General features: G+C 58.8%; 1 protein-coding gene (only partly in view). It reads left to right on the top strand.

Features of this window, described 5'->3' with window-relative positions:
• Window positions 1–15,505, top strand: the final stretch of a protein-coding gene (locus M9Q49_RS09415) for a tandem-95 repeat protein (protein WP_254511888.1). It extends 19,217 nt beyond the left edge of the window; the window shows 15,505 of its 34,722 coding nt (coding positions 19,218–34,722); the start codon falls outside the window, past its left edge; the stop codon is at window positions 15,503–15,505.

Below are 15,505 nucleotides of genomic sequence, written 5' to 3'. Positions count from 1 at the left end.
GGGCAACTTCAAGACGAAGGAGCTCGACCGCGAAATCGTGATTGACGACTTCGCGCTCCGTCTGGTGGTTGCGAAGGCGCTCGGTATTCCGATGACGATGCGGTTTGACAACAAGCCGAAACTCGCGCGCGAGATCCGCGCTAGCGAAATCGCCAGCCTCACACACTTGGATGCCAGCAACCGCGGCATTGCGAGCCTCGCGGGCCTGGAAAACGCCATCAATCTCGTGAGCTTGAACCTCGCCAACAACAACCTCCCGTCGATTGACGCACTGACGAAGAAAACCAGTACGCGCACCAAAGACGCTGGCGCGCCGCTGGGAATGGGCAAGCTCCGCTACCTGGCGCTCGATGGCAACAATATCATTGATCTCAGCCCCCTCAGTCTGCTGACCGAGCTGCGCTCGCTGTCAGCCGATGGGAATCCCATCAACTCGGTCGCTGCACTCGAAAATCTGAACAAGCTTCAGCAGCTAAGCATCGACGCGGCCACGGCTGGCACCACCGCAAATCGCATCAGCTCCCTCGGTTCGCTCACAACCTTCGTCAATCTACAGTCGCTCAGCCTCGAGAACCAGTTGATCTCCGATCTGCATCCGCTGGAGACGCTGGTTCAACTGCAGTACCTCGACCTGTCGGGCAACCGCATTAGCGAGCTCGAATCTCTGGCCGGCATGCGTTTGGCCGATGACGATCGGCCGGGCTATGCGAACGATGAATTCACAAAGAGCAGTTATCGGGAAACGAATGCGTCCGGTACTGAACTAGCTGCCGCGGCCAATCCGTGGCAAAGCAACGTCAATCCGGTCAACACGACGTTCCACGAGGACTATCGCTTCACGGGTGGCGTGGGCGCGGGCAACGCTGTCACGGCGGTGGCGGAGTGGACATTCAACGATCTGCTGGCCGGCAATTACGAAGTCTGGGTGACCTGGCCGGAGCATGAGACGCGCGCCTACAACGCTTCCTATGTAGTGGAGAGCATTTCGCAGGCGCAAAACTCCACCGGCGGTTGGTCGGCTGCGGCCTCGGCGACGATCGCTAAAAACCAGCGATTCGCTCCAAGCGGCGGCACGCTCGGCGGTGTGAAGTGGGAAAAGCTCGGCGCTTACACGCCGGCCATCACGGTCGGTCAGACATTGGGACAACTGACCGTCAAGCTCGGCAACAATGCCGACGGCATCGTTGCCGCGGATGGCGTGCGACTGGTGCGCGTCTCGGGCGAGCCGGCGACCGGTTTGGCGGCGCTCGATCTGCGCGATAACCCGTTGAACAACGATGCCCGCAAGGTCTTCGCGAGTGGCAGCCTGGCTGCGGAGTTCGCCGGTCATCTCAGTGATTTGCAGGTAACCGCTGCCGCGACTGGGACGCCGCGGGTCGATTATTTGCGAGATAAGGATTCGTCAACGCTTCTGCCGCTCGTAACCGGTGTGATCAACGCGCCCAACAAGGGTAATTACGCCAATTTCGGCGATATCCTGGCGGCCAACGACAAGTACCTGGTCGTGGCCGAATGGAATTGGAATGCTGGCATCGTTTACGTGTATGACCGTCTGTCGGCCACGCCAAATGTGCCGAGGGCTATCAATAGTCCGACTCCGGATTTCTCGGACAGGTTTGGCCGGGCCATTGCGCTAGTCGACGATCAACTAGTGATCGGCGCGCCCGAGGATGATCCGAACGGTGTGAGCGGAGCCGGACAGGCATTTGTCTATAACTTGGCTACAACCACCCCCACTCTCCAACTCACCATCCCGAATCCGAGCCCCGTCGAGGGCGAGCAATTCGCCACTAGCGTGGCCACCAATGGGCGTTATGTTGTCGTGGGATCTCCCTACGACGACACGCTGGGCACGAACGCAGGCCTCGCCTATCTGTACGATCTCCAGTCGACGACGCCGTCGATCCCCATCCGCACATTCAATAACCCCACTCCTAGCGGCACTAACTTTGCGATCGCCATCGCCATGGAAGGCTCGAGGATCGCAATCTCGTCACCGAACGTGACGATCGGAAGCGTGCGAGGAGCGGTCTACCTTTATGACACCAACACCCCGCTTGCGACGCCCTTGACAACCATTGCCGGGACCAGCACGTCCGCTTTCGGTCAGGCCCTGGACATGTCGGAGCGCTATCTGGTCGTGGGTGATCGGACTGCTACCGTCAACGGTTTGTCGTCAGCTGGTAGCGTGCACGTTTATGACCTGCTGTCGACAACTCCCACGACGCCGAAGTTCTCCATTGCGAACCCCGCTCCGGCCGCTGGCGATTATTTTGGCGAGAGTTTGTCCGTGTCAGGAGATCAACTGCTCATCGGCGCACCGCGCAGCGACATGGGCGCGAACGAGGGGGGGCGCGCCTATCTTTACGACCTGAGTGCCAGTTCGCCAGCGATTCTGCAGTCGATCGAGAACCCCGATCCGGCTTACCCGGATTATTTTGGCGAGGGAGTTGTGCTTGCCGACGGTTTCATGGCGATCGGATCGCCTCTGAAATATGTCTCCGAGCAACGGTCGACCGGTGAAGCGGACTATGAGTCGAAGTATGAGAATAACGGAGTTGTTTATACCTACGATCTGAACCAGCAGTACACCGTCACCAGCGACCAGACAGCTCCGCTACTGGAGGATCAGAGACAGTCGCTGAAGTTCACGAGTCAGGTGCTGACGATTCCGACCGCTGCGGTGAATTGGACCGATCTGACGGTCGAGACATTCTTCCGCACCAGCTCGAGCGCTGCCCAGACCATCTTCGATGGCTCGACCACGACTGGCGCCAACTATTTCACGCTCTCCTGGCCCGACAATGCGCCCACCATCAATCTGAATGTCGGCGGCGGCATCCGCAAGTTCTACCCAGGCAAGGTCATCGCGGACGGACAATGGCACCACATCGCGGTGGTGCGCAAGGAAACTGGCAGCGCTGGCGAATACCAGATCGTTTTGGATGGAGTTTCTCTACCTTCGGACCTCGGCGCGTTGACGGGAGGCACTCTCAACCTGGGCGACTTCGTCGTGGGACAGGATCACAGCTACAACAGCACCGCCGCCGCTTACATCTACAGCAACACTGCGTCATTCGCCGGTGAGCTCGATGAATTCCGGGTTTGGAGCGCGGCCCGCACACTGCAGCAGCTAAGCGACAACCGCAACAAGCGAGTGACCCCCGATTCAACGTTGCGCGCGTACTATACGTTCGAAGCCAATACGATCTCGGGAACGAGCGTCGCCGATCAAAGCTCGTTCGGCCGGACGGCGACGTTGGGAGACACTACAGGCACCACAAACGATTACAAGCGTGGTCAACCGACCGTTTCGACTGCCGTTCCGCCGCTCTCGGACAGCAAGGGAATTGCGACCTCGATCCTCAATAATGCGTTGACTGTCTATCCACTCAATGGCTATATCGGCTCCGCCAATCTGCAAGTGACTGCGACGGATTCCGCCGGCCGCAGCGCCTCGCGCTACATCAATGTCGACTTCGGCCAGGAGTCGGTCACCGGAGTGAACTATAATGACCTGAATTGGAATCGGGTGCGGAACAGTGCCGAGCCCGGCATTGAAGGCCGGATGCTCATCGTCGACTACAACGCCAACGGAATTTGGGATGAAGGTGAGCCGCGGACCTGGACTGACGCTAACGGCGAGTATCAATTCGCGAATCTGTCACCTCAGCTGCCGTTCGACCAGTTTGTGCGTGAAGTGTCGACAACATCCAATCCCTGGGTGACCACCACTTCCACCATCACTCCGGTGGGTACCATCACCGCCGCGGCAACTCCAATTAGTGATCCGCTGGTGAGCGCCACTTCGATCGTGCTCAACCGCAACCCGGGGAATGCCAACGACGGCAGGTATGCCGTGTTCGTCTCCAAGGACAAGCTGCTCTCGGCGGTCGATACGAATGCGGCCGAGGACATCTATTGGTACGACCGGCAGACCAGTCAGCTAAGAATGGTCTCGGTCCCGCAGGGTGGCGGCGTCTCTGCCGATGGCAGCTTGGGGGTGCCGTCGATCAGTGCTGACGGCAACCTGGTGGCCTTCTCCAGCTACTCCTCCCTTGAATCGCGGGCTCCGTATGGCGGCTACCACATCTATGTCAAGAATATCTCTGCAAATACCACAACCCTGGTCAGTGTGAACGCAAGCAACGTGGCCGCAAACGGCTATTCCACCAACCCGGTGATTAGCGCTGATGGTACGGCGGTGGCGTTTGAGTCAACGTCAACGAATCTTGATTTGCGCGACACGAGTACCGATTACGACGTCTATGTGCGCGACCTGGTCAACAATACGACCTCACTGGTGAGTGTTCGCAATGACGGCGGAGACGCAAACGGAGAAGCTCAAAATCCTGTCATTAGCGAGAACGGAAAAGTGATCGCGTTCGAGAGCACGGCGACCAATCTGGACACGGCCGACACGGACTCGATTCGCGACGTCTACGTACGCAACCTGATAACCAATACGACTACGCTCGTCAGCATTAGCAGCGGAGGCGTGAAAGGAAACGGGTTGTCCAATGATCCGGTGCTGAGCGCGGATGGCAACATCATCGCTTTCGTATCGGCCGCAACGAACTTGCACAGTTTCGATACTGACACCGCTACCGATGTCTTTGTGCGCAATGTGTCTGCTGGCACGACGCGATTGGTGAGCATCAACGAAACCGGGACCGATGATGCGAGCAGTCAGGCCAGCGAGCCCGTGATGAGCAATGACGGATCGTCGATCGCATTCTCCAGCACGGCCTCGAACCTGTCGGCGAAAGACACTAGCACTGACTCGGATGTCTATCTGTGGCAGTCGTCGACGGGCAAGACGCAACTGGTCAGTATCCGCGACGATGATTCGACCCGACTGACGGGGGCTGAGCAGCGGCCAGCTATTAGTGCGGATGGAAATCTCGTGGCGTTTTCCAGCTCCGCAACCAATGGGGACGCGCGCGATACGACCACCAAGCTCGATATTTATGTTCGGCGGATCAGCGATCAATCCACGACGCTCGTGAGCGTGACGGACAACGAGTCGGCGAGTGGCTCCGATAACTCGGATTACCCGGTGATGAGCGGCAGCGGGCTCGTGATCGGCTTCACGAGCGAAGCGGGAAATCTGCGCTCGCCCGCGGTCGGCACGGGAATCAAGGCGGCCATCGTGCGGGATATGACGCCTTCCGGCCTGAGTTCTACTTCTTCGACCAACACGACGCGGGCAATCCCCTTCACCCAAATGTCGTTGAACACGGTCTTACCACTCTTGCCCTACCAGGGCGAGGATTTTTCGACCGAGCAACGAAAGCGGCAATTAAGCGCTGACGGGCGTTATTTTGTATTCACGACGCGGGATCAGCTTGATTCATTGGACGGCAATGACAAGATCGATGTTTACCTACGAGATCGCGTGTTGAACACGCTGACGTGGATCAGCACCGGCAGCAATGGAAATTCCACCGACCCTGTGATCAGTGCGGACGGCAACTATGTGGCGTTTGTCAACGATGGCACGAGCTTGCATGCACTGGATACGGACACTGCCACGGACGTCTATGTCCGCAATGTGGCGGGGGGAACCACGACGCTCGTGAGCATCACCAGCGATCAGGCAGCCAAGGGGAATGCGGCATCGTTTGATCCCGTAATCAGTGCGGACGGCCGAGTGGTCGTCTTCCGCACAAATGCCTCCAATCTTGACGCTTCGGGCAAGGACACCGATTCGACCATCGATATCTATGCCCGCAACATCGTAAACCGGACCACAACGCTGGTCAGCCTCAAGAGCGACGGCAGCGACAACATCGCCGGCAGTGACTTGGGCAACGTCACGGTCAGCGCCAATGGGAACATAGTCGCTTTCACAACCAACCGCCCCAGTCATACGCTCGATACCGACGCGCTTACCGACGTTTATGTCCGAGACATCACCGCGAATGCCACCCGATTGATGTCCGTGAATAGCGCTGGAACGGTGAAGGGAAATCAGGCCGTCACGGCGATGGTGATGAGTGACGACGGCACCGTCGTCGCGTGGGTGAGCCAAGCCACCAACCTGGTGACCGCCGCCAACGTAGCCGGGAGGAGCTACATCTATGCCCGCAACACCTCCGGCACGGGTGACACCAGGCTGGTGAGCGCGACGGGAACGGCTGCCTCACCGGTGGCTGCCAACGGCAATTCCACCACTCCAGCCATCAATGCCAACGGCAACATCATCGCGTTCAGCACGGTCGCGACAAACCTGGATTCGCAAAACTACGACCTTGATTCGTCCAGCGATATTTATGTGCGCAACTTCACTTCGACTGGGAGCACGACTCTTGTCACTCAGAAGCAAGGTGATGGCGCGAAGAACAATTATTCGTCTGATCTGCCATCGATAAGCGCCAACGGCAACATCGTTACTTTCTACACCTATGCGTGGGATCTCGATCCAACGGGTGTGGACAGATCCAGCAATTACGACGTGTACGTGCGCGACGTGACTGCTCGCACCACTTCGCTGGTTAGCTTTCCTCGTGATGGCGAAGTGGAATATCGTAGCAATTCGTGGAATCCACGAATAAGCGCGGATGGCAGCGTCATTGCGTTTGAAAGCAACGCGAGAAATCTAACGCCGAATGACGCTGGCATCAGCTGGAATGTCTTCCTGGCGGGTCCACGGGCCACCTCATTCGATATTGGCAACGTGCGCATTGCGGATGCCGCAGTCAACAACGCTGCGAACTTGATCTACGCGACGGAAGGGGAGTCAACGTCATTTGAGGCAGCCGTTAGCGACCCGATACCGAGCGATCTGGTGCCGTTTTCCTACTATCAGTGGGACTTCGATGGTGATGGGTATACGGATCATTATTCCACCGACAGCTGGCCTGCCACCTTTACTTATCCCGACGACGGCATCTACCAAGCCGTTGTGAGCGCCCTGTATGGCGGCACCCACTACACCGACCGCGTGACGGTGATCGTGGGGAATCGCGCGCCAATCAATGTCACCGCGGGAACAAATAAAACAATCAGCGAAGGGCAGAGCGTCACGTTCACAGCGACGGCCAGCGATGTAGCTGCCGATTCGCTCCAATACTGGTGGGACATCAACGGCGATGGGAACTTCGAGGATAAAATCTCGCCATCGGCCAGCGTCACGTTCAGTTGGGAAGAGTTGAAGGCCCTGGGGATTAATGATGGCCTCTCGAGTCACAACGTGCGGGTGCGGGTGATTGATGGCAAGGTGGTGAATGACACCTTCGTCGCTGAAGGAGGCTCGACCGATTCGGCGCCGATTACGCTGACCGTGAACAATGGCAAGCCGACGATCATCATGCCGGGACTTGTTAGCATTCTCGAAGGACAGACCTTTACGGCTGCTGGCAGCTTTGTGGATGACGGCGACGATCTCTGGACCGCAAGCGTTGACTACGGCGATGGTTCACCCGTGCAACCACTCCTGCTCGGAGTTGATAAGACGTTTACGCTCTCACACAACTATCCAGCCGACAGCGTTATCGCGCCGCAATTCCGTTACCAGGTCCGAGTGTTCATCAATGACGATGACCTGCTGAACCTGACACCCACGCTGCGCGTCATGGAAGTAGCCGTCGCGAACGTCGCGCCAACGGTTAGCTTCTCGCTCGATACGACGGCCATCGTCGAAGGGAGCAGCGTGCGCTTGACAGGCACGATCAATGACCCGACGGAACTCTCGCGGCCGTGGACCGTCAGTGTCGATTTCGACGGCAGCGGTCCGCTGCCGGCGGAGACGCTGGTGACGTCGGAGACGACGTTCACCTTCACGCATCTGTATCCAGACGATGGCGTGTTCAACGTCACGGTTACGGTGCGCGACGACGATGTGACTTCGCCCGCGGTGGTGCAAGCCGTGAACGTGACCAATGCTGGTCCGGCGATGGTATCGGCCGGCGGACCCTATGCGATCTACGAGGGAGACAGCCTGACGATCAATGGCCTGGCCACGGCGGTCGTAGGTTCGACCGATCTCTTCACGTACGCTTGGGATCTCGATCGCAACGGCAATGGCACGTTCGAACCGAGTGAAACGAACATTGCCTCCACGGCTTCAGCCACGTTGAGTTGGGCGTTCCTGGGATTGAGCAACAACAATCCGACGGCGACATCTTACCCGCTTCGCCTGCGCGTTGTGGATAACGATGCCGGCAGTGTGGCGAGCATCGTTATCACGACGTTGACGGTTTCGAACAAGACGCCGGTGCCATCGATCACCGTGATAGGATCGAACTTTGTCGAAGGGAGTCCGATTCAGTTCTTCGATCCGCCGGTGGATCCGGGCGACACTTCGTTCACTTATTTGTGGTCGGTCACGAAAAATGGCAGCCCTTATACCGTGAGCAACAATACAACGGAGAATTTCACGTTCACGCCGGATGACAACGGCACTTATGTGGTTACTGTCGCCGCAACCGATCAGGACGGATCGACGGGTACGACCAGTAACACCGTGGTGGTGAATAACGTTTCGCCCTATAGCTTGCAGTTGACGCAGAAACCCACGACCGTGCGCGAGGACGTCGACCTGGCGACGTTTGCCGGTTCATTCGTCGATCCAGGCTTCAGCGATACGTGGCGAGGCACGGTGGACCTGGGCGATGGCACCGTGGTACCGCTCGTAATTACCAAGGACACCGTCAATCACCGCTTGAACTTTGCCTTCGAACACGTCTACCAAAATGAACCGGCTGGCGGCAGCGTCAGCGGCTTGATCCAGGTTTTTGATAACGAGAATGGTGCAGCCGCCACTCTGCCCTTCTCGCTCAACGTCACGTCGACGGCGGATACGCCGAGCGTGACGTCGGCCCAAACGATTGAAGACACGCAGAGCAGCAGCGGTCTGGTGATCACGCCCGCCGCGAACGATTCGGCGACGCATTACCAGGTGACGAATATCACCGGTGGTCTGCTCTTTAACCAGAACGGCCATCCGATCACGAACGGCCAGTTCATCACGCTCGCGGAAGGGACGGCGGGACTGCGATTTAGTCCGACCAGCAACTCGCTAGACGCCGGGCATTTCAATGTGCAGGCTTCGCGCAGCAGTTCCGCGGCTGGTCTCGGTGGCGAGGTGATCCTCGCGACGGTGAACGTCACCACCGCGGTAAATGACGCGCCGTCGTTCAGTTTGCCATCGAACACCTTCTCGGTGATCGCGAATGCTGGGCCGCGTGTTCGCACCGGGTTTGTGACGAACATTTCTGCTGGGCCTCGCGATGAAGCAGGTCAGGCGCTGAACTTCCTGATCACGGTCGACAACAACGGCAAGGATGCGAACGGCCGCGACTTCTTCCTGGGCCAACCGATCCTTGATCCGCGAACGGGCAATCTATCGTACGAACCGAACCCGCTGGCCGCGGGAACGGTGACATTGCATGCCGTGCTGAAAGACGACGGCGAGACTGCCAATGGCGGCGTGGATACGTCCACCTCGGCTACGTTTAACATCGTCATTCAGTCCGCCAATCTGCCGCCGACGATCAGCGATATCGGCGATGTGACGCTGGACGAAGACACGTCGACGCCCGCCATCCCCTTCACCATCGGCGATCCGGAATCGCTAGTCGCGCAGCTGACTGTCTCGGCGACGAGCAGCAATCCGGCGCTGATTTCCAGCGGCAACATCGTCTTCAGCGGAACCGGCGCCAGCCGCACGCTAGTGATTACGCCAGCCGCCAATCAGTCGGGCAGCGCCACGATCACGATCCTCGTTCAGGATGAAGATGGCGCTGTGTCGCGCGATACGTTCGACGTCACGGTCAATCCGATCAATGACGCGCCGAACGCGGATGCGCAGTCGGTCAGCGTTACCGAGGACATCGACCAGGCCTTCATGCTCTCGGCCAGCGATCCGGAAGGGAGTTCGCTGACGTACACGATCATATCGTCGCCGGCGCATGGAACGCTGAGCGGCACTGCGCCGAATCTGACGTACACGCCCGCGGCGAACTACTTCGGTACGGACAGCTTCTCGTATCGCGTCAACGATGGTAGTTACAATAGCAACACAGCCGTGGTGTCGCTCACCATCGCCGCGATCAACGATGCTCCGACGGCCAATGGCCAGTCGGTCAGCACTGCCGAAGATCAGAACAAGTCGATCACGCTCACCAGCAACGATGTCGACGGAGCCGCGCCGACGTACACGATCTTTACGCCGCCGGCTCACGGCACGCTGATTGGCACGGCGCCGAATTTGACGTACGTGCCGGATGCGAATTACTTCGGGCCGGATAGCTTCACCTTCAAGGCCAACGACGGCCAAGCCGACAGCGCGCCGGCCACCGTTGCAATCACCGTCACCGCGGTGAACGACGCGCCGCTGGCGCCGAATCAGAACGTGAGCGCGATCGAAGACACCGCGAAGTCATTCACCTTAAATGCGAGCGACATCGAAGGAAGTGCCCTGACGTACAACCTGCTGACGCTGCCACAGCATGGAACGCTGACGGGAACCGCGCCGAACCTGATCTACACGCCGGCCGCCGATTACTTCGGCCCGGACAGCTTTACCTACCAAGTAAACGACGGCTCGCTCAGCAGCGCGGTCGGCACGGTGTCGATCGCGGTCGCTGCCGTGAACGATGCGCCGATCGCGAACGGCCAATCTCTCGCGACCAATGAAGATCAGGAGCGAACGGTCACTCTCAGCAGCAACGACGTAGACGGTGGCTCGCCGACCTATACCATCGTCACGCCGCCGGCTCACGGTACGCTAAGTGGCACGGCGCCGAATCTGACGTACACGCCGCACGCCAACTACTTTGGGCCGGACAGCTTCACTTTCAAGGCCAACGATGGCACTGCCGATAGCGCGCCGGCCACGGTGACGTTCCAAGTGAACGCAGTCAACGATGCTCCGGTCGCGAACGCCCAGAGCAAGACCACCAATGAGGATCAGGCCACGGCGATCGCGCTCACCGGCAGCGATGTCGAAGCGAGTCCGCTGACCTATGTGTTGCTGACGCAACCGCAGCATGGCACGCTGAGCGGCACGGCGCCAAATCTGACGTACACGCCAGCGTCCAACTATTTTGGTCCGGACAGCTTCTCATTCAAAGTAAACGATGGCTCGCTCGACAGCGCGACAGCCGTTGTTTCGCTCACCGTAACCGCGGTGAACGACGCGCCGGTCGCCAGCGGCCAGTCGGTCAGCTTGAACCAAGGGACGTCGCTCGGTGTCACGCTCAGCAGCAGCGACGTCGACGGCGGCCCACCGACCTATGTCATCGTGACGCCGCCCTCCCACGGTACGTTGACGGGCACTGCGCCCAATCTGACGTATACGCCGGTTGGCAGTTATTCCGGCCCGGATAGCTTCATTTTTAAAGCCAACGATGGCTTGGCCGACAGCGCACTAGCGACCGTTTCAATTACGGTCATCTCGGTCAACAGCGCGCCGGTGGCAAGCAATCAAACGGTTACCACCAACGAAGACACGCCGCTGTCGTTCAGCGTTACCACCGTCGATCCAGATGGCGACGCGATGACCTTCGCGATCCTCTCGGTTCCCGCGGGAGGCACCCTCACGCAGACTTCACCCGGCAACTTCACCTTCGTCCCCAGTCCAGCCTTCGACTATTTGAATGCAGGCAATTCGGCAACGGTCGTATTGACCTATCAACCGACTGACTCGAAGGGTGCGGTTGGAAATGTGGGACGCGTCATGATCAATGTGACAGGCATCAACGATGCGCCTACCGCCATTGGCAGCACTGCGACGCTTTTCCAAGATGATTCGCGGCTGCAGCTTTCCGGCAGCGATCCAGAAACTGCCACCCAAAACCTGACCTACATCATTGACTCACTTCCGGCTCGCGGCACGCTGCTGAATAATGGCGTGGCCGTTACCGCAGGGGGAACATTCTCTGGCATTCCAACCAACCTGGTGTATGACCTGCCGTTCGCAGTGGGCAATGTGAACGAGTCGTTCACGTTCCGAGTTCGGGATGCAAATGGAGTCAATAGTGCACCGGCCACGATGAGGATTACGTCTGCCGAAACTAGCTCAACCATAGCCTGGATCGGCGGCACGGCCAATAACGACACCTTTATCATCGAGCCGATGACGACGTCGCTGAAAGTGACACGCAATGGTGTAGTGCTGACCAGCACCACCGCGCTAACCTCGGTAAATGAAATTCGCGTGGCTGGTCTGGCGGGTAACGATACGATCACGCTGAATGGCGCAACGAAAAATATCCGCATTGATGGTGGCTCGGGCTCCGACTCGATCGTGGCGAATGGTACAACAGCAGTCGATACCTTCACGATCGGCAGCAACTCGTTTGCCTGGAACACCGTAAGCGTTCTTCCGACGGCCGTTGAACAAACCACGCTCGCTGGTGGAGCCGGAAATGATGTGCTAATCGGCAGCAACACATCGAACGTGTGGGAGATCACTGACGCAAACAAGGGCGTTTTGAATTCGATCTATCGCTTCGAGACAATAGAAGCTCTAACCGGGGGTTCGCTCGACGACACTTTCCGATTGTCGGCTGGCAAGGGAGTGACCGGTAAGATCGATGGCGGAGGCGGCGCCGATGAACTGAGCTACGCGGCCTACGCCACTGTCGTTGCCGTGAATCTGGGCGCCGCTACGGCGACCGGAACGGGCGGCATCGCCAACTTGGAGTCGTTCACCGGCAGTACGGTGGCCGATAGCTTCACAGGCTTGAATCTGGCCAATACCTGGAATCTCTCGGCGAATCAGGCTGGCAATGTGGGAACGGCCAGCTTCAGCGGCTTTGAAAATCTGTCGGGCGGCACCGCTAACGATACGTTCAACATCGGCAGCGCGGTGACGGCTTGGGTCGGAGCGATCACCGGCAACTCAGGCACTGATGCCTTGAACGGTCCGGCGAGCAACTCAACCTGGAACATCAATGCAGCCGGTGGCGGTAATTGGAACAACGCGATGACCTTTACCGCGTTCGAATCTCTCACAGGAAATTTAGCAGCCGATACATTCGTGTTCAGCGGCTCGGGTAGCTTCAGCGGGAAACTCGACGGTGGCGGCGGTACGAACTCGCTCGATTACGCTGCGCTCACGTCGGCTGTAACGATCAATCTGAAGGCTGCTACGGCTTCGCTGACGGGTGGCGTTGCAAACATTCAGAACATCGTCGGCTCGAAGGCAACCAGCGATACGCTGATTGGCAATGACATTGGCAATAACTGGGAATTGACTGGGAATCAGGCCGGCACAGTGAATGGCAGCACCACCTTCTCGCAGTTCGAGAATCTGACAGGCGGCGCTGCGGTCGATAGCTTCCGTGTCGGGCCAGCTGTCACAACCTGGACCGGTTCGATCACGGGCGGAGCGGGAGTAGATCAACTCATCGGCAATGATGGTGCGAATACCTGGACATACAGCGGAACCGACGCCGGGAAGCTCAACACGCTGACGTTTACTGCAATCGAGAATCTCACCGGTGGCGCGGGAGCCGACAGCTTTGTGCTGGGTTCGAGCGGCGCATCGACGGGGCGGCTCGATGGCGGCAGCGGTGGCGTGAATACTCTCAATTATGCGGGGCGATTCTCGGCAATAACCGTCAACCTAGCCACTGGCAATGCAACCGGCACGGGCGCGGCAACGCCGACCAGTGGCGGGATTGCAAATATCAATAAGGTGATCGGCACAGGCAGCGCCGACTTCCTGACGGGGACCAACAGCGCGAACAACTGGCAGATCACCGACGCGAACAAGGGGACAGTCAACGGCGCGTTTAGCTTCGAGTCGATGGAGAATCTGACGGGCGGAACGGACAGCGACACGTTTGCTTTTGCTGCTGCCAAGTCGGTGAGTGGCAAGATCGATGGCGGTGGCGGGATCGACCAGCTCAATTACTCGGCCTACACGACGGCGGTCGCGGTGAACTTGGGTGGAGCGACTGCTACTGGAACTGCCGGAATTGCTAACCTGGAGTCGTTCACTGGGGGCGCAGCGGCCGCCGACACATTCACAGGCTTGAACGCGGTCAACACTTGGAACTTGTCCTCGGGCCAGGCGGGTAGCGTGGGAACGTCGAGCTTCACCGGCTTCGAGAATTTAACGGGCGGCACCGGCAACGATACGTTCAATATCAGCAACGGTTTGACCTCGTGGACTGGAACGATCAACGGAAATTCGGGGACCGACGTGCTGGTTGGTCCCGCAGCCGACTCAAGTTGGAACCTCACTACTTCCGGTGGTGGCAACTGGAATGGCGTTCTTAACTTTGCAGCCTTCGAATCGTTGACGGGTAACGCGGGCAACGACACGTTCGTCTTCAGCGGCTCCGGTGCGCTGAGCGGCAGAGTAGACGGCGGCGGCGGTGCGAACACGGTCAACTACAACGCGCTCACGGCGGCGGTGACAGTTAACTTGAAGACTGCCACGGCGTCACTGACGGGCGGCATTGCCAATATCCAGAACTATGTTGGGTCTAAGGCAACGAGTGATTCGCTGGTCGGCGGGGACGTCACCAACGCGTGGGAACTGACGGCAAACCAGGCCGGCACCGTAAACGGCATCGCTTTCTCGCAATTCGAAAACCTGACCGGCGGCGCGCTGGCTGACAATTTCCGCGTTGGCGCTGCAGTGACAACCTGGACCGGAACGGTCAACGGCGGAACGGGCGCCGATCAACTCGTCGGCGGCGACGTTAGCAACGTGTGGACGCTCAGTGGCGCTGATACTGGCAAGCTGAATAATCTCGCCTTTGCTGCAATCGAAAATCTGACCGGTGGAGCTGTCACCGACGAATTCGTTTTCGGCAGCACCGCTGGCAGTGTGACTGGCCGAATCGATGGAGGTGGTGGCCAGAATATTCTCAATTATGGCAATCTGACTGCTGCTGTAACGGTGAATCTGGAAACCGGCGCTGCCACTCGAGCAGGCACTGTAACGGCGACGACGGGTGGCGTGAAGAACATTCAGGTTGTGTATGGGAGCAGCGCTAACGACGTGTTGACCGGAGATGCAAATGACAACATCCTTGTCGGCAATGCTGGCAACGATAACATCTTTGGTGGACTGGGGAACGATGTATTGCTGGGCGGCGCCGGTGTCGACACGCTGCTCGGTGGAGGTGGTCGCGATCTCTTGGTGGGTGGCACCGGGACTGACAACCTGGAAGCGACCGCGCCCACGGGGACCGATGGCAGCGGCGATGACATCCTCATTGGTGGCCAGCTTAGCTACTACAACGAGAGCACTCGCGCGGTTGACCTAACCGTGCTGCGTGCGATCATCGCCGAGTGGAGCCGGACCGATCTGCCCGGCACGCCGCTGCAGCAGTACCAGTTGCGTGTCGCTCGCCTTTCGAATCCCGCCGCCAACCCCGGCGGACTGAACGGTACGACAGCGCTGAACTCGACGACCGTGACCAACGACGCCTCGGCCGTGGATCAAATCTTCGGCCGCGAAGGACTCGATTGGTTCTTTCAGTCCGCGGGCGATACGTTGCGGGATCAGGAGACTAGTGAGGTGAAGACGACGCTGTAG

Origin of the sequence: Anatilimnocola floriformis (assembly GCF_024256385.1) — a bacterium.
GTDB classification, from domain to species: Bacteria; Planctomycetota; Planctomycetia; order Pirellulales; family Pirellulaceae; genus Anatilimnocola; species Anatilimnocola floriformis.
This window is presented reverse-complemented; position numbering and strand designations above follow the sequence as displayed.